This is a genomic window from Klebsiella sp. RCJ4 (assembly GCF_009025755.1).
Classification (GTDB): domain Bacteria; phylum Pseudomonadota; class Gammaproteobacteria; order Enterobacterales; family Enterobacteriaceae; genus Klebsiella; species Klebsiella michiganensis.
This window is the reverse complement of the sequence record NZ_WCIN01000002.1, coordinates 48,246-72,990: the sequence shown is the minus strand read 5'-3', so window position 1 is coordinate 72,990 and position 24,745 is coordinate 48,246. Positions and strand designations below refer to the sequence as shown.

At 56.8% G+C, this 24,745-nt stretch carries 26 protein-coding genes; 10 read left to right on the top strand and 16 right to left on the bottom strand.

Annotation, left to right across the window (positions count from 1 at the left end):
- Positions 1–46 precede the first annotated feature (46 nt).
- Positions 47–346: a DUF406 domain-containing protein gene (locus tag F8562_RS00835; RefSeq protein WP_014229247.1), complete on the bottom strand. Its 300-nt coding sequence runs from the start codon at positions 344–346 to the stop codon at positions 47–49.
- Positions 347–639: 293 nt separating this feature from the next.
- On the opposite strand from F8562_RS00835, the gene rihA reads away from it, so the two are divergent.
- Positions 640–1,575 (top strand): pyrimidine-specific ribonucleoside hydrolase RihA, encoded by a 936-nt coding sequence (gene rihA, locus F8562_RS00825; protein ID WP_014838399.1) that lies wholly within the window; start codon positions 640–642, stop codon positions 1,573–1,575.
- 42 nt (positions 1,576–1,617) lie between these two features.
- Here rihA and F8562_RS00820 read toward each other — a convergent pair whose 3' ends face one another.
- The 3 genes from F8562_RS00820 to F8562_RS00810 all read right to left on the bottom strand — a co-directional run bounded on the left by F8562_RS00820 (position 1,618) and on the right by F8562_RS00810 (position 4,753).
- Positions 1,618–2,655: an NADP-dependent oxidoreductase gene (locus F8562_RS00820; RefSeq protein ID WP_014838398.1), complete on the bottom strand. Its 1,038-nt coding sequence runs from the start codon at positions 2,653–2,655 to the stop codon at positions 1,618–1,620.
- A gap of 65 nt (positions 2,656–2,720) precedes the next feature.
- On the bottom strand, positions 2,721–3,296 hold the full coding sequence (locus F8562_RS00815) for a helix-turn-helix domain-containing protein (protein WP_014838397.1): 576 nt from the start codon (positions 3,294–3,296) through the stop codon (positions 2,721–2,723).
- A 161-nt stretch (positions 3,297–3,457) separates the two neighbouring features.
- Positions 3,458–4,753 carry a porin gene (locus tag F8562_RS00810; protein WP_014838396.1) on the bottom strand — a complete coding sequence of 432 codons (1,296 nt, stop codon included), beginning with the start codon at positions 4,751–4,753 and terminating at the stop codon, positions 3,458–3,460.
- A gap of 511 nt (positions 4,754–5,264) precedes the next feature.
- Here F8562_RS00810 and F8562_RS00805 point away from each other — a divergent pair.
- Both F8562_RS00805 and F8562_RS00800 read left to right on the top strand, forming a co-directional pair.
- Positions 5,265–5,783: a GNAT family N-acetyltransferase gene (locus F8562_RS00805; protein ID WP_014838395.1), complete on the top strand. Its 519-nt coding sequence runs from the start codon at positions 5,265–5,267 to the stop codon at positions 5,781–5,783.
- Complete coding sequence (locus F8562_RS00800) at positions 5,780–6,229, top strand: DMT family transporter (protein WP_014838394.1); 450 nt, start codon at positions 5,780–5,782, stop codon at positions 6,227–6,229. Before F8562_RS00805 ends, F8562_RS00800 begins: the two co-directional genes overlap by 4 nt.
- Positions 6,230–6,237: 8 nt before the next feature.
- Here F8562_RS00800 and F8562_RS00795 read toward each other — a convergent pair whose 3' ends face one another.
- Complete coding sequence (locus F8562_RS00795) at positions 6,238–6,471, bottom strand: DUF2526 family protein (RefSeq protein ID WP_014229241.1); 234 nt, start codon at positions 6,469–6,471, stop codon at positions 6,238–6,240.
- 17 nt (positions 6,472–6,488) lie between these two features.
- Positions 6,489–8,087 carry an ABC transporter substrate-binding protein gene (locus F8562_RS00790; protein ID WP_014838393.1) on the bottom strand — a complete coding sequence of 533 codons (1,599 nt, stop codon included), beginning with the start codon at positions 8,085–8,087 and terminating at the stop codon, positions 6,489–6,491.
- 269 nt (positions 8,088–8,356) lie between these two features.
- On the opposite strand from F8562_RS00790, the gene F8562_RS00785 reads away from it, so the two are divergent.
- A complete protein-coding gene (locus tag F8562_RS00785) occupies positions 8,357–9,790 on the top strand; it encodes an aldehyde dehydrogenase (RefSeq protein WP_014838391.1) in 1,434 nt (477 codons plus the stop codon).
- A 3-nt stretch (positions 9,791–9,793) separates the two neighbouring features.
- On the opposite strand, the gene F8562_RS00780 is transcribed toward F8562_RS00785, so the two are convergent.
- The 3 genes from F8562_RS00780 to F8562_RS00770 all read right to left on the bottom strand — a co-directional run bounded on the left by F8562_RS00780 (position 9,794) and on the right by F8562_RS00770 (position 12,146).
- Positions 9,794–11,050 (bottom strand): putative acyl-CoA thioester hydrolase, encoded by a 1,257-nt coding sequence (locus F8562_RS00780; RefSeq protein ID WP_038424466.1) that lies wholly within the window; start codon positions 11,048–11,050, stop codon positions 9,794–9,796.
- Positions 11,051–11,130: 80 nt separating this feature from the next.
- Positions 11,131–11,901 carry an alpha/beta fold hydrolase gene (locus F8562_RS00775; protein ID WP_014838389.1) on the bottom strand — a complete coding sequence of 257 codons (771 nt, stop codon included), beginning with the start codon at positions 11,899–11,901 and terminating at the stop codon, positions 11,131–11,133.
- 71 nt (positions 11,902–11,972) lie between these two features.
- Positions 11,973–12,146, bottom strand: a complete 174-nt coding sequence (locus F8562_RS00770; RefSeq protein ID WP_004850604.1) for a GhoT/OrtT family toxin — start codon at positions 12,144–12,146, stop codon at positions 11,973–11,975.
- Positions 12,147–12,343: 197 nt separating this feature from the next.
- On the opposite strand from F8562_RS00770, the gene yncL reads away from it, so the two are divergent.
- Positions 12,344–12,436 carry a stress response membrane protein YncL gene (gene yncL, locus F8562_RS00765; protein WP_071886332.1) on the top strand — a complete coding sequence of 31 codons (93 nt, stop codon included), beginning with the start codon at positions 12,344–12,346 and terminating at the stop codon, positions 12,434–12,436.
- A gap of 52 nt (positions 12,437–12,488) precedes the next feature.
- Here yncL and F8562_RS00760 read toward each other — a convergent pair whose 3' ends face one another.
- Complete coding sequence (locus tag F8562_RS00760) at positions 12,489–12,773, bottom strand: hypothetical protein (protein ID WP_014229236.1); 285 nt, start codon at positions 12,771–12,773, stop codon at positions 12,489–12,491.
- Between the two features lie 559 nt (positions 12,774–13,332).
- Here F8562_RS00760 and F8562_RS00755 point away from each other — a divergent pair.
- On the top strand, positions 13,333–13,455 hold the full coding sequence (locus tag F8562_RS00755; RefSeq protein WP_014229235.1) for a small membrane protein: 123 nt from the start codon (positions 13,333–13,335) through the stop codon (positions 13,453–13,455).
- Between the two features lie 356 nt (positions 13,456–13,811).
- On the opposite strand, the gene patD is transcribed toward F8562_RS00755, so the two are convergent.
- The 6 genes from patD to F8562_RS00720 form a co-directional block, all read right to left on the bottom strand.
- Positions 13,812–15,239 (bottom strand): aminobutyraldehyde dehydrogenase, encoded by a 1,428-nt coding sequence (patD, locus tag F8562_RS00750; RefSeq protein WP_014838386.1) that lies wholly within the window; start codon positions 15,237–15,239, stop codon positions 13,812–13,814.
- A 22-nt stretch (positions 15,240–15,261) separates the two neighbouring features.
- A complete protein-coding gene (locus tag F8562_RS00745) occupies positions 15,262–16,068 on the bottom strand; it encodes an ABC transporter permease (RefSeq protein WP_014838385.1) in 807 nt (268 codons plus the stop codon).
- Entirely contained in the window at positions 16,058–16,987 is a 930-nt protein-coding gene (locus F8562_RS00740) for an ABC transporter permease (protein WP_014838384.1), read from the bottom strand. The genes F8562_RS00745 and F8562_RS00740 overlap by 11 nt, the downstream gene beginning before the upstream one ends.
- 1 nt (position 16,988) lies before the next feature.
- On the bottom strand, positions 16,989–17,999 hold the full coding sequence (locus F8562_RS00735; protein WP_014229231.1) for an ABC transporter ATP-binding protein: 1,011 nt from the start codon (positions 17,997–17,999) through the stop codon (positions 16,989–16,991).
- Positions 18,000–18,018: 19 nt separating this feature from the next.
- Positions 18,019–19,164, bottom strand: coding sequence for a putative ABC transporter substrate-binding protein YdcS (ydcS, locus tag F8562_RS00730; RefSeq protein WP_014838383.1), 1,146 nt, complete (start codon positions 19,162–19,164; stop codon positions 18,019–18,021).
- Positions 19,165–19,604: 440 nt separating this feature from the next.
- Entirely contained in the window at positions 19,605–21,017 is a 1,413-nt protein-coding gene (locus tag F8562_RS00720) for a PLP-dependent aminotransferase family protein (RefSeq protein ID WP_004850592.1), read from the bottom strand.
- Between the two features lie 784 nt (positions 21,018–21,801).
- On the opposite strand from F8562_RS00720, the gene F8562_RS00715 reads away from it, so the two are divergent.
- The 4 genes from F8562_RS00715 (at position 21,802) to F8562_RS00700 (ending at position 24,737) form a co-directional block, all read left to right on the top strand.
- Positions 21,802–23,199: a cytochrome ubiquinol oxidase subunit I gene (locus F8562_RS00715; protein ID WP_014838381.1), complete on the top strand. Its 1,398-nt coding sequence runs from the start codon at positions 21,802–21,804 to the stop codon at positions 23,197–23,199.
- Complete coding sequence (gene cydB / locus F8562_RS00710; protein WP_014838380.1) at positions 23,199–24,209, top strand: cytochrome d ubiquinol oxidase subunit II; 1,011 nt, start codon at positions 23,199–23,201, stop codon at positions 24,207–24,209. Before F8562_RS00715 ends, cydB begins: the two co-directional genes overlap by 1 nt.
- Positions 24,209–24,334, top strand: a complete 126-nt coding sequence (locus F8562_RS00705; protein ID WP_004850587.1) for a DUF2474 domain-containing protein — start codon at positions 24,209–24,211, stop codon at positions 24,332–24,334. Before cydB ends, F8562_RS00705 begins: the two co-directional genes overlap by 1 nt.
- Before the next feature lie 169 nt (positions 24,335–24,503).
- Entirely contained in the window at positions 24,504–24,737 is a 234-nt protein-coding gene (locus F8562_RS00700) for a DUF2554 family protein (RefSeq protein ID WP_014229225.1), read from the top strand.
- Positions 24,738–24,745 lie beyond the last annotated feature (8 nt).

Genomic DNA, 24,745 nt, shown 5'->3' with positions numbered 1-24,745 from the left:
CGCTTGCAGGATCCTGTTGAGGGTTAGCCGTGGATGCTCGATGGCGTTAAATCACGTTTCTTAACGACAATTCGAAAATGATCTTTTCCGCCTGGCAGGAGAAGGCAATCGAAGCCTCAAGCTTTGCCTCATCGCCGGCGGCCACGATGGTATAGTCGACCTGCGGCGGCTCGCTGGCGGGCGCGGCGGCCAGGGCGCGTTCGCGGACGGCCGCGATGGTGGACTCGGCCTCTTCGCGGGTGGCGAAGTTTTTCTCTACCCGCCAGACGCAGTCCTCATTATCAATAATCGAGCCCACGTCAATGGCGCAGCCTTTGGTACTGCATTTATCTACAACATCTTTCATTGCGGTTACCTCTTGAAGTTTTCTTTAGAATAAGAATCCGTTGGCGGAAAGCAAACCATGAATATTTGTATGGTTGAGTCGTTTTATCATTATAGGCCTCCGCGAGAAGCGACTTTTTGCGCCACCGCATGGCTACCCCCTGATTGCGCAAGGATCAGGCAGATAGATTGGCAGGGCGTCGCGCGATATCGGCGCTCAATCGTGCACGTCATCACACTATCCTGCGCTAAGCCTCGTCTATACCGCTTTACGGCGTTACCCTTGTCACAAAATAACGCCAACAAGGAGCTGCTATGGCACTGCCAGTGATTATCGATTGCGATCCGGGTCATGATGACGCGATTGCCCTCGTTCTTGCCCTCGCCTCACCCGAACTCAATGTTAAAGCCGTCACCTCCTCCGCGGGAAATCAGACCCCGGACAAAACCCTGCGCAACGTCCTGCGGATGCTCACCCTGCTTAAGCGCCCGGATATTCCGGTAGCCGGCGGCGCGCTCAAGCCGTTGATGCGGGAGCTGATTATCGCCGATAACGTGCATGGCGAGAGCGGTCTTGACGGTCCGGCGCTGCCGGAACCGGGCTTTGCCGCCCAGGCGTGCACCGCCGTCGAGCTGATGGCCAAAACCCTGCGCGACAGCGCCGAGCCGGTCACCATCGTCGCAACCGGCCCGCAAACCAACGTCGCCCTGCTGCTCAACAGCCACCCTGAACTGCATGCCAAAATTGCCCGCATCGTGATAATGGGCGGTGCGATGGTGCTGGGTAACTGGCAGCCGGCGGTCGAGTTTAATATCTACGTCGACCCGGAAGCGGCGGAGATCGTTTTCCAGTCCGGCATTCCGGTGGTGATGGCCGGGTTAGACGTCACCCATAAAGCGCAAATTCACGTTGAGGATATTGAGCGCTTCCGCCGCATTGGCAACCCGATATCCACCATCGTCGCCGAACTGCTCGACTTCTTCCTTGAGTACCATAAGGATGAGAAATGGGGCTTTGTCGGCGCGCCGCTGCACGACCCGTGCACCATTGCCTGGCTGCTGAAGCCGGAGATGTTTACCACCGTTGAACGCTGGGTCGGCGTGGAAACGCAGGGGAAATATACCCAGGGAATGACCGTGGTCGATTTCTACAATCTGACCGGCAGGAAGCCGAACGCAACGGTGATGCTCGATGTCGATCGCCAGGCGTTTGTTGACCTGCTGGCGGAGCGGCTGGCCTTTTACGCGTAAATCATCATAAAACCGGCAGGCGCGATGCCTGCCGGGAAAAAGCTACTCGTCAGGAGAGACGCGAACCACCACTTTACCGAAGTTCTCGCCCTTCAGCAGACCGATGAGCGCCTGCGGCGCGTTCTCCAGGCCGTCAACCACCTGCTCGCGGTATTTGATTTTCCCTGCCTGCACCCAGCGCCCCATCTCCTGCTGGAACTCGGCAATCCGGTGCCCGTAATCCTGGCCGATAATAAAGCCCTGCATACGGATGCGTTTTTTGAGGATTGTCGCCATCAGCAGCGGTAAACGATCCGGGCCGTCGGGCAGCGCGGTGGCGTTGTAGCCGCTGACCAGGCCGCAAACCGGCACGCGGGCCGAGGTGTTCAGCAGCGGCAGTACTTCATCAAACACTTTCCCACCGACGTTCTCATAGTAGATATCGATCCCCTGCGGGCAGGCTTCAAGCAGTTTGACGGCGAAATCGGGCGCGCGGTGATCGATGCAGGCGTCGAAGCCGAGGGTTTCTACCGCATAGCGGCACTTCTCGTTGCCGCCCGCGATGCCCACCGTACGGCAGCCTTTCAGCTTCGCAATCTGTCCGACCGTTGCGCCAACCGGCCCGGTGGCGGCGGCGACCACCAGCGTTTCACCCGCTTTCGGCTGACCAATATCCAGCAGCCCCATATAGGCGGTAAAGCCCGGCATGCCGAGGATCCCCAGCGCCCAGGAAGGGTGTTCCGGGCTCTCGCCTAACTTCACCAGCCCGCTGCCGTCGGAGAGTTCATAATCCTGCCAGCCGCCGTAGCCCAGCACCCAGTCGCCGGGCTGATAATCATCATGGTTCGATGTCACGACGCGGCTCACGGTGCCGCCCAGCATAACCGCGCCAACGGCGACCGGCGGCGAATAGGAAGGCGCGTCGCTCATCCGCCCGCGCATATAGGGATCTAAAGACAGAAAGACGGTGCGCAGCAGTAGCTGTCCCGGCCCGGGAGAAGCGACCTCACCCTCTTCCAGGCGGAAGTTTTCCCCGGTCGGCTCGCCGTGCGGACGGGATGCCAGCACCCAACGGCGGTGGCGTTGCGGATTGAAAGCCATAACAAACTCCTCTTTTGACAAGTCTGTATTGAGGCTAGCTGCTTTCCCGGCAACGCGCATTGACATTATGAGGCAGATTGATTGAGCCGGACCACCAGATAGACGCAGGGCTGCGTGGTTTCATTAATAAAGCGGCAGTCGTTCGGCGGCCCGAGCTCCAGGCAATCCCCCGCCTGCATTTCGTGGCGTGCGTTGCCTTCGAGAAAGACCAGTTCGCCCTGCTGTAGCCAGATGAGCTGCCGGGCCAGCGCATAGGATGACGCGGGCATAGGAACGTCGCTGCCAGCCGGAAGTTCCACCTGCACCAGATCGATAGGCAGGTCGCTACGCGGAGAAACGTGACGCCGAAGATAGTGGCTCTGCGGATCGTGCCACACCGGCTGATGAGCCAAACGCAGCAGCTTGCCTTCCTGCATCTCCGCCCTGGCGATCAGCGTCGACATGCTAATGCCGAAGGCGCCGGAAAGCCGTCCAAGCATCGACGCCGTCGGGCTGCTTTCGCCGCGCTCGATCTTGTGGATCATCGCCCGCGATGCCCCAGCCCGTTCGGCGAGTTCGCTGAGCGACCAGCCGCGGGATTCCCGCTCGATTCGGATGCGTGCGCTGATGCGCTGGTTGAGGTTGTCTTCTATAGTATTCATAACGTGACACTATAGTGTAGCCCTACTGTTTCTACAACCAGACGCCGATAGCGGCGATTATCGTGAAAAGGCCCGGCGTAATACACCACCGGGCAAGGCAGAAAAGGATGCAATCCGTTAACTAAACTCCCTCAAGACCATAAATGAAAAGAAAACGCCCGTCAGATAAAGACGCGCAGCCCCACTGCGCCAAGATTGTCGTCAATATTCCACGCTTCGTTATCGTTGCCCCAGGCTTTTTCGTAGCCGTATTCAAGATAGGTCACCGCGTTTTTCCCCAGCCAGTAATCGGTGCCCAATACCGTCGACTGGAAGTGCTGCCCATCCATCGCATCGCCTCCCTGCGACCAGTTAAAATCAACGTACACGCCCCAGGCCGGGGTGATTTTAAACTGTGAATCATATTCCAGGCCAAGCACCGTTTCCTGGTCATCACCCTGCTGGTTATTATGTTCGTAATGGCCGCTGGTCGCCGCTGTAACATCATTCACTTTATTGAGGTAATAAGTCACTTCCGCACCGTTATACCAGGCATGATCGCCAACGCTTGTCGTATATTTCGCGTTCATGCCCATGCTATAAGTATTGCCGTCATAGGCATCGCCGTTATTATCGGTGTAATTAAAACAGTGTCCGTTCGGGCCAAAATTCTGGCAGCCGCTGACTGACCCGCTATTTACCGTGTAATTGTTATACGCCACCGCGCTGGAGACGGAGAAGCCGTTATCCCAACGGTACTGCGCGGCAGCCGCGGCGCCGCCGTGAACGGTGGTTGAACCATCGCGGTAAGCGTCATGCAGATTCGGCCCATCGCCGTAGGCCGCAAAGCCGATGCTGTCGACGTTGTCATTGCCTTGCCCCATGACGCCAATCGTCATATTGTTATCATTGTAATAATAGATTGCCGCGGAATTAATAATATCCGTCGACATTCCGGCGGTATCATGTTTCGCTTTACCGCCCCAGGCATAAGTCGTATCAATACCCAGCCCCCAGTCCGTGGGAGCATACTGTTTGCCGAAGGTCACCACGCCATAGCGGTCGTTGCCAATACCGGCATAAGCCTGCCGGGTATAAACATCATTGCCCTGGTCATCGGTGGCGGAATCTAAACCATGAACGCCGGTCTCATAATAACCGACGGCATAATTACTCAGGCCGTTCAGGTCAAAATTATGCCGCACGGCAACCCCCAGCCGCGAGTCATTATTCTGTATATTATGTTCCTGAGTATGATTAGAGTCCGTTTTGGCCATTAAACGTACGGATCCTAAAATACCGATTGCCGTATCGTCATTGCTCCACAGCGTCTCCCCTTTAGTCTGCGTCGCGGTATAAGCCGGTGCCGCCTGTAGCGCGGTGGTTTCAGCCGCCATAGCGGAATTGCCCAATATAGCCCCCATGGCCATTGCCAATATTGACGGCATTAATTTCTTCATATTTTGTGTACGCGCCATTGCTTCACCCTTGTTAGCAAAATCATTCCCTGCGTATAAATACGCATAATAGTGTAAACAGAATATCGTTATATAAAATCCAACAGAGCCATATCGAATAACTTCTCGACATGCGCTCTGCTTAACCGAAATATATCTTCAGGGGTTAGACTAGTTCTATTGGGTGAAAATAAAAAGCGGACTGCCATCACAATGATTTACATCATCACCAATATAATCAATGAGTTATGATGAAATTAATTTCTTTTCTGCATGTCAGGAAAATCCAAATCCGGTAAATAAAAATGTAAAATATGACGGCAGATTAACAGTAATATATTTAATAAATTCTCTAATCATGAAATATAAATACGAATGATGTTTCTGCGCAGGCAACCCAGGGTCGCGCAGTCATCGCACACAACGGACCCGACCGGCCTGAGGAAAAATTTATGCCTAAACCAGGTGACAGCCTTGCGTACATTATTGTAATAATACTGTACTACTATAGTGTACAAGCTTTGAGGACACCATGAGCATCCGCCATGCCAGCAAAGACGATTGCGCGGCAATCGCTGAAATCTACAACCATGCGGTCGTCCATACCGCCGCCATCTGGAACGACAAAACCGTCGATACCGACAACCGTATTGCCTGGTTCGAAGCCCGGCAGATAGCCGGTTATCCCGTGCTGGTGAGCGAAGAAAACGGCGTGATTACCGGTTACTCCTCCTTCGGCGACTGGCGCGCCTTTGACGGCTTTCGCCACACCGTCGAACATTCCGTCTATGTCCACCCCGATCATCAGGGGAAAGGGCTGGGCCGCAGCCTGCTCGTCGCCCTCATCGCCGAGGCGAAACGGCTGAATAAGCACGTCATGGTCGCCGGCATTGAAGCGCAAAACGAGGCTTCATTGCATCTGCATGAAACGCTGGGCTTTATCACCACCGGGCAGATGCCGCAGGTCGGCACGAAATTTGGCCGCTGGCTGGATCTGACCTTTATGCAGCTGCAGCTTGACGATCGCCGCGATCCGGACGGCAGCGCATGAATCAAACGCTGACCCTGGCCTGTTTAATCGCCGCTGGCGTCGGGCTGGTGCTGCAAAACACGCTGATGGTGCGCATTACCCAGTCCGCATCGACCATCCTGATCGCCATGCTGCTTAACTCGCTGGTCGGCATCGTGATTTTCGTGACAATACTGCTGCTTAAGCACGGCGCGGCGGGGTTTCAGGAGCTGGCGGTCAGCGTAAAGTGGTGGACGCTTATTCCCGGTCTGCTGGGCTCGTTCTTTGTCTTTGCCAGCATCAGCGGCTATCAGAACGTCGGGGCGGCAACCACGATTGCGGTATTGATTGCCAGCCAGCTGGTTGGGGGCTTAGTGATAGATCTGATTCGCGCGCACCACGTCTCGCTACGCGCGCTGTTTGGCCCGCTCTGCGGGGCGGTGATGCTGGTTATCGGCGCCTGGCTGGTGGCCAGGCGCCAGTTCTAGCGGCGTAACTAGTGAATCTCGCCGCCGCGGGTCAGCTGCTCCCGGCGAGCTTCCTGCTCCTCGTGCTGCTGGCGGCCGTGGTGGGCGATGGCGTTACGCAAACGCTGCTGCTGAACGTAGCGCTCTTCCCGCCCCAGCCCCGCGTCATCGCTCAGCGCGATCAGCAGTTCATTCATATGGCTAATAACGCTTTCGGCAATCGCGGCGTCCACGCGCGCGACGACCTCATCCAGATGCGACATGCTTCTCTCCTTCCGGCTTAATTGAGTTTAACTTTGGAAAAATCGCTGCCCATCAGGCTCACGCTGTAGCCGCTCACGTTGCTGCGCGTCGCGTAGAAGGTATTACCGGTCGCCAGGGTGATCCAGGGGGCCTGCTGCTGAAAAATCTCCTGCGCCTGAGCGTAGAGTCCGGCGCGCGCCTGCGGGTCGCTGACCAGGATAGCCTTTTTCACCAGCGCATCGTAGGTCTTATCGCACCAGCGGGCAACGTTAGAGCCAGTTTTAATGTTATCGCAGCTTAACAGGGTGCCGGCGAAGTTATCCGGATCGCCATTATCAGACATCCAGCCAAACAGCGCGCTGTCGTGCTCGCCTTTACGCATGCCGGCGAGGTATTCACCCCATTCATAAGTAACGATTTTGGCTTTGATCCCAACCTTGCTCCAGTCATTTTGAATCATCTCGGCAATACGTCGGGAATTGGGGTTATACGGCCGCTGCACCGGCATCGACCACAGGGTGACTTCGGCCCCTTTTTCCAGCCCGGCCTGCTTGAGGAGATCTTTCGCTTTTTGCGGATCGTAGTCGTAATCAGGCAGATCTTTCTTATAGCCCAGCATATTGGCGGGGATCGGCGATTTCGCGACGCTGCCGGAGTCCAGGAAGACCGCTTTCACGATTGCCTGCTTGTCGGTAGCGTAGTTCAGCGCCTGGCGCACCAGTACGTTATCAAACGGCTTTTTCTCGGTATTAAAGGCCAGATAGCCTACGTTGAGCGCCTCAACCGCATGCAGCGCCAGATCTTTATTGCCCTTAATCACCGGGAACTGTACCGGCGACGGCGCGGGGATAATCTGGCATTCATTGGTTTGCAGCTTCGCCAGCCGCGTCTCAACGTTCGGTGTGATCGAGAAAATCAGGTGTTTGGTCGGCACGTCACCGTCCCAGTAGTGCGGGTTGGCGACATAGCGGATCAGCGAATCCGCTTTATATTGCTGCAGCGCGTAGGGTCCGGTACCAATAGGCCAGGTATCGACATACTCCGGGGTGCCTTTTTTCATCATCGCATCGGCATATTCGGCAGACAGAATCGACGCAAAATCCATTCCCCAGTCGGCGAGGAACGCCGCGTTCGGCTCGTTCAGCACAAACTGCACGTGATAATCATCGATTTTTTTGACGTCTTTGATCAGCTTATCCAGCCCAACGTCGTGGAAGTATTCGTAATGTCCCTGGGAAACATTATGGTACGGATGGCTGGCATCTTTCTGCCGCAGCACCGAGAACAGCACGTCATCGGCGTTGAAATCACGGGTCGGCTTGAAGTATTTGTTGCTGTTGAACTGCACGCCCTTACGCAGGGTGAAAGTCCAGGTTTTACCGTCCGGGGAGACGCGCCATTCGGTGGCCAGCGAGGGAATCGGCGTATTTTTGACCGGGTCAAAGTTTATCAGGCGGTTATAAAGCACCTGGGAACTGGCGACGAAAGACGGGCCCGAGCTGGCAATCTGCGGGTTGAAAGATTCCGGCGAAGCTTCCGAACAATAGACCAGCGTATCGTTGCCCGCTGCCCAGGCGCCTGCCGCCGGCAGTAGCGCGCTCAACGCCAGCGCAAGAAACGTTTTCCCTGTAGACATGGTTATAAGCCTTATGAATTTGTTATAAGTCCTTTAATAACAGCACAGGAGAATTCAACCGGCAAATAATCAATTGCTATCAGGTTATGCTAAAAACCGCGTTTTCGCCGATAAATTCAACATCCTCTCGATTGGCGTCATCGAACTTCTTCATAAATGTGAACCCTGCGCAAAGTTACGAAAAAAGCGGGCGATAACCGCCCGACCGCCAGCGCGCGGCGGCGCAACCCGGTACACTCGGCAAATCGTAACGCCAGGAGAAGCCAATAATGACAATAACCTGCAATCTATACACCAACGGCCAGTGGCATGATGCTGAAGGTCATGCCACCTTTACCCGCGATAATCCGCTCACGCACGAACGCGCCTCCGTTGCCAGCGCCGCCAGCCTGGCGGATGCCCGCCGCTGCGCCGCTGCCGCCGGCGCGGCGTTCCCGCAGTGGCGCGATACGGTACCCGCCGAGCGCCGACGTCTCCTGCTGGAGGCCGCGGAAGAGATGCTGCGCCGTGAGGCGAAATTTATCGCCGCGATGGCGGCGGAAACGGGAGCCACCGCGCACTGGGCCGGTTTTAACGTTCATCTGGCCGCCGATATCCTGCGCGAAGCCGCCGCCCTGACCACACAAATTGAGGGCCAGGTGATCCCTTCCAACGTGCCGGGAAATCTGGCGTTGGGCATCCGCCAGGGAGCAGGCGTGGTGCTTGGCATGGCGCCGTGGAACGCGCCATTAATCCTCGCGACCCGCGCTATCGCCACGCCGCTGGCCTGTGGAAATACGGTTATCCTCAAAGGCGCGGAGCTTTCACCGGCGACGCAGGGGCTGATTATCGATGCCCTGGCGGCGGCAGGCTTTCCCGCGGGCGTGGTCAATTATCTGACCTGCGCCCCCGCCGACGCGCCTGCGCTGGTGGAGTTACTGATTGCCCACCCCGCCGTACGCCGCATCAATTTCACCGGCTCCACGCCGGTGGGGCGGATAATCGCCCGCACCTGCGGCGAACATCTGAAACCCGCGGTGCTGGAGCTCGGCGGCAAAGCGCCGCTGCTGGTGCTGGATGACGCCGATCTCGAACAGGCCGCCGCAGGCGCAATTTTTGGCGCATTTGCCAACGCCGGACAAATCTGCATGTCCACCGAGCGCATCATCGTCGACGCGACAGTCGCGGAAGCGTTTGTGGCGCAGCTGGCCAGACGCGCCGCCGCCCTGCCCGCCAGCCTGCTCGGCCCGGTGGTGGACATGAAGACCGTCACCCGCTGCAATGCCTTGATAGAGGACGCGCTGGCGAAGGGGGCGCGCCTGCTGGCCGGCGGCCTATCCGATTCGACGCAAATGCGCGCCACCCTGCTTGATGGCGTCACCCGGGAAATGCGCATCTGGCATGAGGAGTCGTTCGGTCCGGTGAAATCGATTATTCGCGTTAAGGACGAAGCTGAAGCGCTGGCCGTCGCCAATGAAAGCGAATATGGCCTCTCGTCGGCGATATACAGCCGGGACAGCGCCAGGGCGTGGAACCTGGCGCAAAATCTGCAAACCGGCATTTGCCACATCAACGGCCCCACCGTACATGACGAAGCGCAAATGCCGTTTGGCGGCTGCAAATCGTCAGGCTACGGCCGCTTTGGCGGACGCGCGGGAATTGCCGAGTTTACCGAGCTACGCTGGGTAACGCTGCAAACGGTCCCGCGCGAGCTCCCGTTTTAAGCCTCAGGGCTGCCAGTGGTTATTGAATTCCCACAGGCGAGTGAAGGCAACATCATCAAGCTGCCGTTCTGCGGAAGTGTTGCCGCGGAACGGCCGGGCGGTGGTGGCCGCAGCGTCCCAGGGGGAAAGCCGATCGTAGCTTTGATCGATAATACTGTTGGCAATAAGCACCTGCCCGTTAGCGGTTTTACCCGCTAAATAACCGGTCTTCCCCGCCCCCTGATCCCAGGCGCGGCCCAGCTTCGCCTTGAAGCTGCCCTGATAGCCGCCGTCGCCGGTAAAGCGGCTATTCTTCACCAGAAAGCCGTATGGATTATCCGGCAACGTATTCGGCGCAAGCACGTATGCCTCAGGCGAGCGGCGCGTTGAGACGGTGTGAAAATGGACGTTATCAAAAACGGCGTTCGCCCGGCCAAAGACGTAGTCCACATCCCCTTCGACGTAGCTGTCTTTCACGTATACCCGGCTGATACGGTCGGTTACCGCCTCATTGCGCCGATTGCTGGTATTTACGTAGAGCGTGTCCTGACGTCCGAGCAGGCGGACGTTCTCCAGCTGCACGCGATCGCCGTCCGTCCGCAGCGCCACGCCCTGATGCGTCCCACCGTCGACGGTATCCAGCAGGCTATTGGCTACGCTGAGATTCAGCAGCTGAAAATCCGCACTTTGCGACCAGACCACCGCCGCGCAGTTGGTGCCTATCGTCTTGCTGGTTCGCCCGGCGCACAGCGCATACTGATACCATGCCGGATCGCCTTCGCGGTATTGCTGTTGGCTATTTACCCGCTGGCGATAGCGCGCTACCGAGAACTGCGAGTCTATTGCCAGCTCAATTCTCACCTCTTCAGGACTATCTCCGGCGCCGTAGAGGGTTATCGGCGGCGCGCCTTCAGGGATATAGACCGTCTCCCGATAGATGCCCGGTTCGATGCGGATATAGATGCGCGCCTCCTGCGCCCCATGCTGGCCTATTGCCGCGTTAACCGCCTGCTGAATGCGGGTGAACGGCGCTCCCGAGGGTGCCACGCGCCACGCGCTCTCGGTTTGCGGGAGGTGAACTGGCGATGGCGACCAGGGGCCATCGGGGTCATTTAACGCACCGCCTTGCGCAAAATAGCGCTCAATGGTGAAGGTTGCCGCTTCTGCCGCCGTAAGCTGCGGACGGGAGGTCGTCCCGCGCGGAGTTTGCGTCGCGCACCCTTGCAGAACCAGCGGTGTAAAGAGTAAAGCCGAGATACCCAGGATAGTGATTTTTCGCATTTCACGCTCGCCATGAATAAAAGAAACGATATATCAAAATAAATGAAATATAGTTTCTTTTTATATGCAGCGATCACGAATCAGGCTTCTGCCTCCATGGCGGAGTAAAAATCGGCGAGCGTACGGGCCAGCGCCGATGGGTTTTCCCACGCCATTGAGTGCCCGGCCTGGGGTATCACCAGCAGCGGGATCCCGGCGGCTTCGCTATCCGTCGCTTCCCGGGCCGGTAGCGAATATTCACCATATATCAGAGCTTTAGGGCAGGATAAGTGGATAAAGCGGCTAAACCAGGAGGGATTAATGCCCTTCACCAGGCTGGTCGCGCCGCGCCACACCGCCCAGGGGGCGCTGTTTTGCAGACAGCCGGCCCAAGGCGAAGCGTCGGCGGACAGCATGTCGGCGTAGCCGCGAGCAATAAAGCGTTCTTCAGTTTGTTCGGCGATACGTCTACTGTACATGCCGCCCCCGGGATAGAGATTAGGCTCAGCCACCAGCAGCGCCCGCACCCGTCCGGCGAGCCGCTCGGCCGCTTCAATCGCGACGCTGCCCCCCATACTGTGGCCATAAAGATAGCAGCGCTCAAGCCCTAAGCGGTCCAGCAGCTCAACCACCACCCCGGCCTGATCGCCAATACGGTAGCCGAAGGACTCGGGTTTATCGCTGTAGCCGAAACCGGGTAAATCGACAAGAATCATTCGCCGCCCGGCCAGCGCCGGGTCGGCGGCAACGCGCGGATAGTCATAGGTAGAGGCGCAGCCCAGGCCGTGGATAAAAACAACAGGGTCGCCGCGACCGGGCAGGTCGAGCCAGCGCACTATAGCGCCAGCCTGTGAAGAGTAAAAACTAAGCATCGAAAAGGCTCCGTGAGTGATGACTGTTTTTTTATACAGTCATAACCAAGAGTGAGCCATCAATTTTTCCTTCAAAACAGGGAGACCAGCAGCGCCATGGGAAAACTGAACGGCCATGTCGCACCAATCAACAGCGCCGCCAGCAGGCGGATCCAGCGGCTCTCTTTCGTTAAGAACCAGCTGATTACCGCGCAGATGAAGCCCATAACTCCGTAAAAAATCAGCATTTTCTGGTATAACGTCATTTTTCTTCTTCCTTCCCTGACAAGCATTTTCGCCGATCGCGATGCCTTTTCGCACCCCCAGAGTGCGTCAGAGATTATGGTATTTTAAAACAGGTAACAGGGTTAATTTCAGAAAAACGCCCGATTCGTCTTTGTCCGATAGCGCAAACTTTGAGCTCGTACTATAAATGTAGAGGCTTATTTATAAAGGTGGCGTTATGGATGTTTCCAGCAAAACCGTTCTTCTGATAAATGTCGGCGTGGCACTTGCGCTTATCGGCCTGTTATCCGTTCGTTTTGGTTGGTTTTAGCGATTTTACTCAGCAATGAAACCTAAAAAAGCAGCCCATGAAGGCTGCTTTTTTACGATTTGAAAGACCCCGGCTCCGCAGCAGACAGGGTCTTTTGCGCGGTAATCAGCTTCTGGACGTCGGGATTCCAGGCCGGCAAAAGATCGACTTTTTCACTATCCCATGCGGCCGCCATGCAGACCGGTTCCGCGACGCCCTGCTCTTCACAGCCCATAATCTGTTTGGCCGGAAAATTCCCGTAAAGCATCGCCGTGGCGCAGGCCACAAAAAGGAAACACGCTATTTTTTTCAAAACAATATCAACTTCGAAGCAACAAATTGCGCCGAATGTTCGCATGAGCGGCTATAGAAAGTCAAACCTGCGTCCTTTCTCTTATCAACGTCCTGGATATGCGTAATATTTAACATAAATATTACAATTACGCAGAATCTAAAGATTATCGCGCGCGAATAAATATCACCGGATTTATATTACCGATCGCAGGCATAATAATTTCATCTGCCGCGTCCAATAACATGATTATTAATAGGGTTAATGCCGGGCCTCAATATCATTCCGGCACGACCACCAGCGCTTAACGGTAGAGTTAAAAACAAAGGCGCTTTTCATACCGGTGGGGAATTGTTTACTGTTCTTTATACTCGCCTGGACGCGATGCCGGTATGCGATCATCATTATTAGCAGGTTCCAGGGCAGACAGGATTGCAGTAGAATGACCCCATAATTAGAAATTATTTATACATCAATAGATTACAACGGCAGCAGACAGCCAGACATCCCCGCCAGGTTTTAAATGATAAGAAATATCATTTGCGTTATTTAGCACAAAATCATACATTCATAATCACAAGTTATGCGAAGCTTGTTTTTTACTCATTTATTTTTGAGGTGGTACATGTCAGGAATCGCCCTTCTCATTGTGGCGCTTATTTTACTCATTGCTGCAATTTATAATCTTTTTTCCTATGTTCGCGAACGTCGCCAGGCGAATTTACCGAGCAAAAAAACAAAACGTTAGTCTGATAATCATTTTCGAAAAACCAGATGACCTGATACGTAATAAATTGATGACGCTACGATATCAGGCACACTCGCAGTAACAAACCCGCAGCGACCGTACAACAAAAAGCCCCTGCATATCATGCAGGGGCTTACGAATCATTATCAATCGTTGCAGTGTCCCGTTAAGGGTGCATCCTGCACCCTGGGGGGTACCAGCCCCATCCGGCGCTTATCTCCGGCACTCATCATGGCTTAGCTCTTGAAGGGGCATGAGAATATTCTCATAAAGCAGCGCTTCCGTTTTAGCTTTTTTTGCTATAACTAACTATTAGCAGGGTAATCAGTCCGCTTCGCGATTATCACGAACGCGTCCTATCCGTGCTTAATCATGACGTGCCGGATCGTGGTGTAATCCTCCAGACCGTACATCGACATATCCTTGCCGTAGCCCGAAAGCTTCTGCCCGCCGTGCGGCATTTCGCTCACCAGCATGAAATGGGTGTTAACCCAGGTGCAGCCATACTGCAGACGCGCGCTCAGGCGATGCGCCCTGCCGACGTCCCTGGTCCAGACCGACGAAGCCAGACCATACTGCGAATCGTTGGCCCAGCTCAGCGCCTGCTCTTCGTCATGAAATGAGGTAATACTGACAACCGGGCCGAAGACCTCGCGCTGGACAATCGCATCTTCCTGCTTCGCTCCCGCCAGCAGCGTCGGCTGATAGTAGTAACCGTTGCCTGGCGCTTTGCTGCCGCCGGTGACCACCTGAATATGCGGTAGCGCGCTGGCGGCATCGACTGCGGCGCAGACTCTGTCCAGATGCGCCTGCGAGCTCAGCGGCCCCAGCTCGGTCGTTTCGTCTTCCGGCGGGCCCATCTTCAGGCTGGCGACCGCGGCGCCGAGTTTTTCCACCAGCTGGTCATAAACTCCGGCCTGGGCGTAAATCCGGCAGGCGGCGGTACAGTCCTGGCCTGCGTTATAGAATCCAAAGGTCCGTACGCCCTCCACCACCGCGTCGATATCCGCGTCATCAAAGACGATAACCGGCGCTTTCCCGCCCAGTTCCATATGCGTACGTTTAATCGACGATGCGGTATGGCCGATGATATGCGCGCCGGTGGCGATCGAACCGGTCAACGACACCATGCGGACCTTCGCGTGAGCGGTCAGCGGATCGCCGACCGTTGCGCCGCGGCCAAACAGCACGTTAAGCACCCCGGCCGGGAAAACGTCTTTTGCCAGCTCACCCAGTTTGAGTGCCGTTAAAGGGGTGATCTCCGAGGGTTTGATCACCACGCAGTTGCCTGCCGCCAGCGCCGGGGCCAGCTTCCATGCCGCCATCATCAGCGGGTAGTTCCAGGGCGCGATGGAGGCCACCACGCCAACCGGGTCGCGGCGAATCATGGAGGTGTGGCCTTCGAGATACTCACCCGCCGCCATGCCCGGCAGACAGCGGGCCGCGCCGGCAAAGAAGCGGAAGACATCGGCGACCGCCGGTAGCTCATCGTTGACCACGCAGTGCAGCGGCTTACCGCAGTTGAGCGATTCAAGCTCAGCCAGCGCCTGCGCATGTTCAGTAATCACGTCCGCCAGCGACAACAGACATTCGGCGCGGAACTTCGGCGTGGTCTGACTCCAGCTAACAAAGGCCCGATCCGCGGCCTCAACCGCAGCGTCTACCTGCGCCGCCGTGGCCTCAGCAATCGACAGGATCTCGTCACCGGTGGCGGGATTAAACACCGGCACGGTCTCGCCTTCTCCAGCCACTAACTTACCGTTAATCAAAAGGTTATTTTGCATAGCATTATCCTGTATCGATATTTTATTTTCCGTTTTCAGCGCTGACGTCGCCGTCACGGGTGAGCCACCAGGCCCCCAGAATCGGCATCATCGTCACCAGCATCACCAGCAGCGCAACCACGTTGGTCACCGGAACATCGCGCGGGCGTCCGAGCTGATTGAGCAGCCAGAGCGGCAGCGTGCGCTCGTGCCCGGCGGTGAACGTGGTGACGATAATTTCATCAAACGACAGGGCAAACGCCAGCATGCCTCCCGCCAGCAGCGCCGAGCCCAAATTGGGCAGCACCACATAGCGAAAGGTTTGCCAGCCCGTGGCGCCTAAGTCCATCGACGCCTCTACCAGGCTCCAGGAGGTCCGGCGAAAGCGGGCAATGAGGTTGTTAAACACCACAACGACGCAGAACGTCGCATGCCCCACGACGATCGTCAGCAACCCGGGTTCCAGATTGACGGCCTTGAAGGCAGTGAGCAGCGCCAGTCCGGTGATAATGCCGGGTAGTGCTATCGGCAACAGCAGCAGTAGCGAGACGGCGTTCTTGCCAAAAAACGTGCTGCGCCATAGCGCACCTGCAGCCAGCGTGCCAAGTAGCAGAGCGATAGCGGTGGAGAGCGCGGCAATTTTAAGTGACAACGTCACGGAATCGATAATATCCCCGCGCCCCGCCGCTTCGCTAAACCAGCGTAACGTCAGGCCCTGTGGCGGAAAGCTGAAGGCGGCATCTTCTGTATTAAACGCATAGAGCGCGATAATCAGCAGCGGGAAATGGAGAAAGATCACCCCTCCCCAGGTTGCCACTTTCAGGAGCAGCGGTGCGCGTTCAGAGTGCATCAAACGCTCCCAGACGTTTCACAAACGCCAGATAAAGGGCAATCAGCACGATGGGCACCAGGGTAAACGCCGCCGCCATGGGCATATTGCCAATCGCCCCCTGCTGGGAATAGACCATATTGCCGATAAAGAACCCCGGCGGCCCCACCAGCTGCGGCACGATAAAATCGCCGAGCGTCAGGGAGAAGGTAAAAATCGAGCCTGCGGCAATGCCGGGAATCGCCAGCGGCAGCACCACGTAGCGGAAGGTCTGGCGCGGACGAGCGCCCAGATCGGCGGAGGCCTGAAGCAATGATGACGGCAGGCGTTCCAGCGCGGCCTGCACCGGCAGGATCATAAACGGCAGCCAGATATAGACGAACACCAGGAAGCGCCCCAGTCCGGACGTCGATAACGTATTGCCGCCGACCGCCGGGATCGTCAGCACCATGCTCAGTACGCTTTCCAGGCCAAGATGGCGCAGGAACCACTGCGCAACGCCATCTTTCGCCAACAGCAGCGTCCATGCATAGGCTTTGACGATATAGCTTGCCCACATCGGCAGCATCACGGCGATGTAGAAAAACGCCTTCATCTTGCCCCGGGTATAGCGGGCCATGTACCAGGCCATAGGCAAGGCCAGAATCGCGCTGGCGACGGTCACCGACAGCGCCATCGTCAGGGTACGGATAATGATGTCGTAGTTCGCCGGGTTAAACAGCGCCTGCAGATTGGCCAGCGTCAGGTCGTGAGTGACCGACATGGTGAAATCGTCGAAGGTGTAGAAGCTTTGCCATAGCAGGGTCAGCAACGATCCCAGATAGACAATGCCAAACCACATGAGCGGGCCAAGCAGAAGCAAAAACAGGGCCAGCGAGGGTTTACGCCAGAACAGCGCGGATACGCGCCCGGTGGTGGCGGACGGAATCGCCATCGTCATATCAGCCTCCGCTCTCCAGCGGCACCATCGCCGCTCGCGACCACGAAGCCAGCACCGTTTGCCCTACCGGCGGCGCGTTTAGTGCGGCATGACCATCACTATTCGCCTGGCTCACCAACAGCTTCTCGCCATTCGCCAGCTTGAGTTCGACGCGGGTCGCGGCCCCCTGATACTGCACCGCCTGCACAACGCCCTCCGTCTGGATCTCCCCGGCAACGTTCAGCCGGATATGTTCCGGGCGCAGCGACCACGTTCCCGCCATCGCGCACAGCTTGTGCGCCTGCTCGCTGCTGAATACGTTGGCGGTGCCGACAAAGCCGGCCACAAACGCCGTTTTAGGCCGCAAATAGAGGTCCTGGGGCGCATCAACCTGTTCGATTCGCCCATTATTAAACACCGCCACGCGATCGGACATCGACAGGGCTTCGCCCTGATCGTGGGTCACAAAAATAAAGGTAATGCCCAGCGCCTGCTGCAGTTTCTTTAACTCCAGCTGCATCTGTTCACGCAGTTTTAAATCCAGCGCCCCGAGCGGCTCATCCAGCAGCAGGACGCGCGGCTGATTCACCAGCGCGCGGGCGATCGCCACCCGCTGGCGCTGGCCGCCGGAAAGCTGCGATGGCCTGCGCGCGTGGACAAACGCGAGCGCGACCTTCTCCAGCGCCTCCAGCGCGCGGGCATGCCGCGCTTTCTTACCGACGCCTTTGACCATCAGCCCGTAGGCGACGTTATCGAGGACCGACATATGAGGAAACAGCGCGTAATCCTGGAACACCGTATTCACGTCGCGCTGCCACGGCGGCAGTTCACTGGCCGCTTTACCAAAAATGCGAATGGCGCCGCCCGAAAGCTGTTCAAACCCTGCAATCAGGCGCAGGCAGGTGGTTTTGCCGGAGCCGGAGGGCCCCAGCATGGAGAAAAATTCGCCATCGCGAATGGCGATGCTGACGCCGTCCACCGCCCGCACGTCGCCGTACAGCCGCGAAACATTATCGAACTCTACCGCGTGCATGTTCTTCGCCTCCGGCGACTTAACGACCGCCCATAATCGCAATGTAATCCTGGGTCCAGCGGCTATAGGGAACAAATTTCCCGCCTTCCGCTACCGGCGTTTTCCAGAACGCGATTTTGGCAAATTCGTTGTAACCATTGGTCTCGCAGCCTTTGTCCCCCAGCAGCGCGCTGGCTTTGCACCCCTCGGGTACCACCGGTAGCGAACCAAACCAGGCCGCGACATCCCCCTGCACTTTCGGCGTCAGCGACCAGTTCATCCATTTATAGGCGCAAACCGGGTGTTTCGCGTCGCTATGCAGCATGGTGGTATCCGCCCAGCCGGTGACGCCCTCTTTCGGGAAAACGGTCGCAATCGGCTGACCTTCCGCCTTCAGACCGTTGGCCTGATAGGGCCAGGCGCTGGAGGCCACGACGCCTTCGTTTTTAAAATCGCTCATCTGTACGGTGGTATCGTGCCAGTAGCGATGAATCAGGGCGTGCTGATCGCGCAGCACCTTGAGTACCGCCTGATATTGCGCTTCGGTAAGCTGATAGGGGTCACTGATACCCAGCTGCGGCTGGGTGGCTTTGACGAACAGCGCGGCATCGGCAATATAAATCGGCCCGTCATAGGCCTGCACGCGGCCCAGGTTGGTTTTACCGTCCGGCAGGTTTTGTTTGACGAACACCACGCTCCAGCTGTCCGGCGGCGTCGGGAAGGTTTTCGTGTTGTACATTAGCAGGTTCGGCCCCCACTGGTAGGGAGTGCCGTAAACCTTACCGTTGACGTTGAACCACGCGCCATTTTCCACGCGCGGGTCGAGGGATTTCCAGTTGGCGATCAGCGCGGTGTCAATCGGCTGCACGCGCTTGCCCATAATCAGGCGCAGCGAGGCGTCGCCGGACGCGGTGACCAGGTCATAACCGCCTTTCGCCATCAGGCTGACCATCTCGTCGGACGTGGCGGCGGTTTTGACGTTGACCTGACAGCCGGATTCTTTTTCAAACTGGGTTACCCAGTCGTAGCTTTTATCGGTCTGTCCCCGTTCGATATATCCCGGCCAGGCGATAATATCGAGACGGCCTTCGCCTTTATCGAGAGATGTCGGCGGCTCGGCGGCCTGCGCCGTCAGGCATACCATACCCAGCACGCAAAGGCTGCCACGGGCAATTTTTTTGCTCATCAGGTCTTACTCCTGTCACAAGAAAATGAGCGGCAGCCATGCCGTAAAAATATCTCCCTTAATAACAGTAGACGGCGCGCTATGGCCTCCCGGGGAAATTTATTCAGGTTGTGACAAGGGGCGCATTACGCACAAAACGTGCGACACGGGCTAACTTTGCGGATTATAGACAAGCGGTTAGCGAGTTAATATGACTATGCAAATTTCATATGGTTTACCGCGGAACAATAATAACGGGCATGATATTCAGCCTGCGTCAGCGGCATATTTTTAAGGAAAGGGATAACCGCTGGATATAAAAAAACCGGATAAATGAAAAAAACGTTTTCTCTGCCGCCGCGGTTTTTTGCCGGGTGGCGGCCGGACCGGTCAGGGATATTCTGCGCTTGCCCGGGCGCCACTAAACTTCCCCTGCCCGGGCAAGCGGACCGCCATCCCAGCTACGCCAGCATCTCGCGAATCAGTTCGCCCAGCCGCTTAACCCCCTGCTCCTCTCTTTCTCCCCAGCCCCACGCGGTATTAAAGCGAAAAAATGCGGTCCAGCTGGCGGAGGTGGAGAACATTTTCCCCGGCGCAATGCTGATATTATACGCCAGCGCGCGGGCGCTCAGCTCCCCCGCGTCGCTCCCGGCGGGGAGCTCAAGCCAGAGAAAATAGCCGCTGTCGCTATGATGGATTTTCACCTCCGCGGGCAGATGGCGCAGCAGCGCCTGCCAGGCCAGCTGCTTGCGCTCGGCAAGCTGGCGGCGCAAACGCCGCAAATGGGCGTCATAGCGCTTGGTCGAAAGGTAATCCACCAGCGCCAGCTGCATGGGTGAACTGGTTGAGAGCGTGCTCATCAGCTGTAGCTGCTGAATGCGTCGGGCGTGCCTGCCCGCCGCCACCCAGCCAATACGGAACCCGGGGACCAGGCACTTGGAAAAAGAGCTGCAGTGCAGCGTCATATCGTCGCGATCCCAGTACTTTGCCGGCAGCGGTTTCTCGCGGCCGAAATAGAGCTCGCTGTAAACATCATCTTCAATCAGCATCACCTTGTAGCGCGCCAGCAGCGCGACCAGCTGCGTTTTTTTCTCCGCGCTAAGGGTAAAGCCGAGCGGGTTTTGCCCGTTGGTCATCAGCCAGCAGGCTTTAACCGGGTAATTCTGCAACGCCTGCTCCAGCGCGTCGAGGTCAATGCCCTCTTTGACATCGGTCGCCACCGACAGCGCCTTCAGGCGCAGCCTTTCCAGCGCCTGCAGCGCCCCGTAGAAGCAGGGGTTTTCCACAACGACCCAATCGCCCGGTTCAGTGACGGCCTGCAGGCTAAGGTTCAACGCCTCCAGCGCTCCGGCGGTGATGACGATTTCATCCGGCGAGATATTCATTCCCTGCAGCGCGTAGCGGCGGGCAATGGCATGGCGGAGTTCATCATTCCCCGGCGGCAGGTTTTCAATCACGCTCATGGCGGTGGCGGTTTTGCTGACCTGCGCCAGAGAGCGGTTAAGCTGCGGCAGTGGAAACAGGCGCGGATCGGGAAAAGCGGAGGCAAAGGGCAGCATGGACGCCTGACGGCTGGCCTGCAGCACCTCGAAAATGTAGGTGTTGATATCAACGGACTCATCGCGCGTCACCTGGGCGGGCGGCTCAGGCTGGCGCTGTTTGATCGGCTGCGGCGCGACATAATAGCCGGACTGCGGGCGGGCAATGATCCGGCCCTGGCTTTCCAGCAGCTGGTAGGCGTGACTGACGGTCATGAAACTCATCCCGCTGCTGACCACCTGTTCCCGCAGTGAGGGCAGCCGGTCGCCGGGTAACCACACCCCAAGGCCAATCTGTTCGGTAATCTGCTGCGCCAGCTGCTGGTACTTTTTCATATAACAATCCGCAAGAAAATGTCAGCACAATTGTATATCAGTTTATAAAATAGGCCAGTATTTATATACTGACCTATTTACAAAGATTGGCATTGGCGATAGCACGAATTACTTACAGCTAAGCCATTCGTTTATTGCTCATATATCCACCTGATGCAGAATAAACTCAAGTGATTAAACGATAAGCTATTATTTAAAATAGCATAACCATCCCACTAACAACCAGTATCCAGAAAAAAGTCATAATTAACAAAACAGTACACAAACTACGAAGTCCATTAGTCGACACAATCACATCCTCTGTAAAATATAATCAATAAATACACTATCCAATAACAACCCATAAGATTACGGGTATGTATTAAACATATCCTTAACTCAGCGCTCAAATCACGCTGAGTTAAAATCCCAGATTAAAATCCACAGCACACGAAACCAGCGTTAATGAAGGCGTACGTGCGCGCGGTAAAAACGGTCAATTATTTTATTATAGGATTGATACACAACTTATGAATTATTCAGGATATTTATACTTAAATTTAAAATATAAACATCGCTTACCCAAAGGAACGTTTAATTACTGGCTTGCAGCGCTAACGTCAAATTAAAATAACATACTATCTGCGGGTGTGAAATAGCTTGATTTTAGAAAAATAGGATTTATCACAAAAAACAGAAGCTCAAATCGACAACTGTTATAGATAAAAACAGGGTTTCTGTTCCTGCTATCCGCCATGGTGGAGGCCTAGAATTGCGCTGAATCAATTTTATTGCGGAGTTTTGCATGTTCGGTCTTGATGCATTCCACCTGGCGCGGATCCAGTTCGCCTTCACCGTGTCATTTCATATCATCTTCCCCGCCATTACCATCGGGTTAGCCAGCTACCTTGCGGTTCTCGAAGGCTTATGGTTAAAAACCAAAAACCCGACCTGGCGCTCGCTCTACCACTTCTGGTCGAAGATCTTCGCCGTCAACTTCGGCATGGGGGTGGTCTCAGGTCTGGTCATGGCCTATCAGTTTGGTACCAACTGGAGCGGATTCTCCGAGTTTGCCGGGAGCATTACCGGCCCGCTGCTGACCTACGAAGTTCTGACCGCCTTCTTCCTTGAAGCCGGATTCCTCGGCGTCATGCTGTTCGGCTGGAACCGCGTCGGGCCGGGCCTGCACTTCTTCGCCACCTGCATGGTGGCGCTGGGGACGATAATCTCCACCTTCTGGATCCTCGCGTCCAATAGCTGGATGCAAACGCCGCAGGGGGTTGAGATCGTCAATGGCCAGGTGGTGCCGGTGGACTGGTTCGCGGTTATCTTTAACCCGTCGTTTCCCTACCGCCTGCTGCATATGTCGGTGGCGGCCTTTCTCAGCAGCGCGCTGTTCGTCGGCGCATCGGCAGCCTGGCACCTGCTGCGCGGCAACAACACGCCCGCCGTTCGCGCGATGTTCTCCATGGCCCTGTGGATGACGCTGATTGTCGCCCCGGTTCAGGCCATGATTGGCGATATGCACGGGCTGAATACGCTCAAGCACCAGCCGGCGAAAATCGCCGCTATCGAGGGTCACTGGGAGAATATCCCCGGAGAACCCACCCCGCTGCTGCTGTTCGGCTGGCCGGATATGCAGCAGGAACGGACGCGCTATGGTCTGGAAATCCCGGCCCTCGGCAGCCTGATCCTCACCCACAGCCTGGATAAACAGGTTCCCGCGCTGAAAGAGTTCGCGGCGGAAGATCGCCCTAACGCCACCATCGTGTTCTGGTCCTTCCGTCTGATGGCCGGTCTCGGCATGCTGATGATCCTGCTCGGCGCGCTGGCCCTGTGGCTGCGCTATCGCGGTCGCCTCTATCACTCCCGACCCTTTTTACGCTTTGCGCTATGGATGGGGCCATCAGGGCTTATCGCTATCCTCGCGGGCTGGGTGACCACCGAGGTGGGCCGCCAGCCGTGGGTCGTCTACGGCGTACAGCGTACCGCAGATGCCGTCTCCGCTCACGGTGACCTGCATATGTCCATCAGTCTGCTGACGTTTATCGTCGTCTACGCTTCGGTATTCGGCGTCGGTTATAGCTATATGCTGCGTCTGATTCGCAAAGGGCCGCAGGACGCTCAGCCGCCTGGCGCCGGTACGCCTGCCCGCCCGCTTTCCGCCGCAACGGACCATGTACAGCAGAAGGAGTCCTGGTAATGGGTATCGATTTATCGGTTATTTGGTTTGTCATCATCGTCTTCGCCACCCTGATGTATATCGTGATGGACGGCTTCGACCTGGGCATTGGCATTTTATTCAGTACCACGCGGGACGCGGCGGATCGCGACGTCATGGTGAACAGCGTCGCGCCGGTCTGGGATGGCAATGAGACCTGGCTGGTACTCGGCGGCGCGGGCCTGTTTGGCGCTTTTCCGCTGGCCTATGCGGTCATTATCGACGCGCTGGCGATCCCCCTTACCCTGATGCTGATCGGGCTTATTTTCCGCGGCGTCGCTTTTGAATTCCGCTTTAACGCGACGCCATCGCACCGCCCGTTCTGGGATCGCGCCTTTATGGGTGGTTCGATTCTGGCCACCTTCACCCAGGGGATGGTCGTCGGCGCGGTGATCAACGGCTTCGCGGTCAGCGGCCGCAGCTTCAGCGGCGGGGTGTTTGACTGGTTTACGCCGTTTACCCTGTTCTGCGGCCTGGGACTGTGCATTGCGTATGCGCTGCTGGGCGCCAGCTGGCTGGTGATGAAGAGCGAGAATGCGCTCCACCGCAATATGCGCGTGACCGCGCGCGGTTTGCTGCTGGCGCTGCTGGCGGTAATTGTCGCCATCAGCATCTGGACCCCGCTGGCGCAGACGGCCGTCGCCGAGCGCTGGTTTAGTTTGCCAAATCTCTTCTTCCTGCTGCCGGTACCGCTGCTGGTCGCGGCGATAAGCGCCTGGCTGTGGCGAGCGCTGCGCAACAGCGCCAGCCACCTGCTGCCGTTTGTCCTCACGCTGGGGCTGATCTTTCTCGGCTTTAGCGGGCTGGGAATCAGTATCTGGCCGTATATTATTCCACCGGGCATCACCCTCTGGCAGGCCGCCGCGCCGCCGCAAAGCCAGGGCTTTATGCTGGTTGGCGCGCTGCTTATTCTGCCGGTGATCCTCGGCTACACCTTCTGGAGCTACTACGTTTTTCGCGGCAAAGTTCAACACGGCGAGGGGTATCACTGATGCAACGAGTATGGCTTAAGCGCACATTATGGATGGTGGTCCTGTGGGGAGGCAGCGTGCTGGCGCTGGCGGCGGTAAGCATGGGATTTCGGCTGCTGATGACGGCCGCCGGGCTGAAGGCCTGATCCGCCCGTCACGTTATGTTATTCGGCCCGATGGCGACACCATCGGGCTTTTTTTCGCCATCCGTCAGGCGATGCTGACAAAGCCTTTTCTCTTCTTTGACAACCGACGTAATAAGCTCACCCAGCCCCTGGCATAGTAGCCTCATTCGCCGATAGCATGGAAAAAGAGATGTTCAGAAGAAGCATTTCAACATTACTGCTGGCGTGCGCCCTGTTTTCCGGGCACGTGCTGGCCCGCCAGCACGGACACGATTTCTTCCCGGTACAGAGTCTCGAACAGCAGTTACAGCACGAAGCCGATAGCGACGAGCTGCGCAGCCAGGCGGAAGACGCCGCCTCCGACCTGCGCGAGCAGCACCACTGGCAGAATGCGCGGAAACCAAAAATGCATCACTACCAGTAGCGATTTCG

Excerpts from the sequence above, each read along its gene's own strand:
- F8562_RS00745 (WP_014838385.1), bottom strand. The coding sequence starts at position 16,068 with ATGCACTCTGAACGCGCACCGCTGCTCCTGAAAGTGGCAACCTGGGGA.
- F8562_RS00805 (WP_014838395.1), top strand. The coding sequence starts at position 5,265 with ATGAGCATCCGCCATGCCAGCAAAGACGATTGCGCGGCAATCGCTGAA.
- F8562_RS00715 (WP_014838381.1), top strand. The coding sequence starts at position 21,802 with ATGTTCGGTCTTGATGCATTCCACCTGGCGCGGATCCAGTTCGCCTTC.
- F8562_RS00755 (WP_014229235.1), top strand. The coding sequence starts at position 13,333 with ATGTCAGGAATCGCCCTTCTCATTGTGGCGCTTATTTTACTCATTGCT.
- F8562_RS00760 (WP_014229236.1), bottom strand. The coding sequence starts at position 12,773 with ATGCGAACATTCGGCGCAATTTGTTGCTTCGAAGTTGATATTGTTTTG.
- F8562_RS00700 (WP_014229225.1), top strand. The coding sequence starts at position 24,504 with ATGTTCAGAAGAAGCATTTCAACATTACTGCTGGCGTGCGCCCTGTTT.
- F8562_RS00795 (WP_014229241.1), bottom strand. The coding sequence starts at position 6,471 with ATGTCGCATCTGGATGAGGTCGTCGCGCGCGTGGACGCCGCGATTGCC.
- patD (WP_014838386.1), bottom strand. The coding sequence starts at position 15,239 with ATGCAAAATAACCTTTTGATTAACGGTAAGTTAGTGGCTGGAGAAGGC.
- ydcS (WP_014838383.1), bottom strand. The coding sequence starts at position 19,164 with ATGAGCAAAAAAATTGCCCGTGGCAGCCTTTGCGTGCTGGGTATGGTA.
- F8562_RS00775 (WP_014838389.1), bottom strand. The coding sequence starts at position 11,901 with ATGCTTAGTTTTTACTCTTCACAGGCTGGCGCTATAGTGCGCTGGCTC.
- F8562_RS00785 (WP_014838391.1), top strand. The coding sequence starts at position 8,357 with ATGACAATAACCTGCAATCTATACACCAACGGCCAGTGGCATGATGCT.
- F8562_RS00780 (WP_038424466.1), bottom strand. The coding sequence starts at position 11,050 with ATGCGAAAAATCACTATCCTGGGTATCTCGGCTTTACTCTTTACACCG.
- F8562_RS00735 (WP_014229231.1), bottom strand. The coding sequence starts at position 17,999 with ATGCACGCGGTAGAGTTCGATAATGTTTCGCGGCTGTACGGCGACGTG.
- F8562_RS00810 (WP_014838396.1), bottom strand. The coding sequence starts at position 4,753 with ATGGCGCGTACACAAAATATGAAGAAATTAATGCCGTCAATATTGGCA.
- yncL (WP_071886332.1), top strand. The coding sequence starts at position 12,344 with ATGGATGTTTCCAGCAAAACCGTTCTTCTGATAAATGTCGGCGTGGCA.
- F8562_RS00790 (WP_014838393.1), bottom strand. The coding sequence starts at position 8,087 with ATGTCTACAGGGAAAACGTTTCTTGCGCTGGCGTTGAGCGCGCTACTG.
- rihA (WP_014838399.1), top strand. The coding sequence starts at position 640 with ATGGCACTGCCAGTGATTATCGATTGCGATCCGGGTCATGATGACGCG.
- F8562_RS00835 (WP_014229247.1), bottom strand. The coding sequence starts at position 346 with ATGAAAGATGTTGTAGATAAATGCAGTACCAAAGGCTGCGCCATTGAC.
- F8562_RS00705 (WP_004850587.1), top strand. The coding sequence starts at position 24,209 with ATGCAACGAGTATGGCTTAAGCGCACATTATGGATGGTGGTCCTGTGG.
- cydB (WP_014838380.1), top strand. The coding sequence starts at position 23,199 with ATGGGTATCGATTTATCGGTTATTTGGTTTGTCATCATCGTCTTCGCC.
- F8562_RS00815 (WP_014838397.1), bottom strand. The coding sequence starts at position 3,296 with ATGAATACTATAGAAGACAACCTCAACCAGCGCATCAGCGCACGCATC.
- F8562_RS00740 (WP_014838384.1), bottom strand. The coding sequence starts at position 16,987 with ATGACGATGGCGATTCCGTCCGCCACCACCGGGCGCGTATCCGCGCTG.
- F8562_RS00720 (WP_004850592.1), bottom strand. The coding sequence starts at position 21,017 with ATGAAAAAGTACCAGCAGCTGGCGCAGCAGATTACCGAACAGATTGGC.
- F8562_RS00800 (WP_014838394.1), top strand. The coding sequence starts at position 5,780 with ATGAATCAAACGCTGACCCTGGCCTGTTTAATCGCCGCTGGCGTCGGG.
- F8562_RS00820 (WP_014838398.1), bottom strand. The coding sequence starts at position 2,655 with ATGGCTTTCAATCCGCAACGCCACCGCCGTTGGGTGCTGGCATCCCGT.
- F8562_RS00770 (WP_004850604.1), bottom strand. The coding sequence starts at position 12,146 with ATGACGTTATACCAGAAAATGCTGATTTTTTACGGAGTTATGGGCTTC.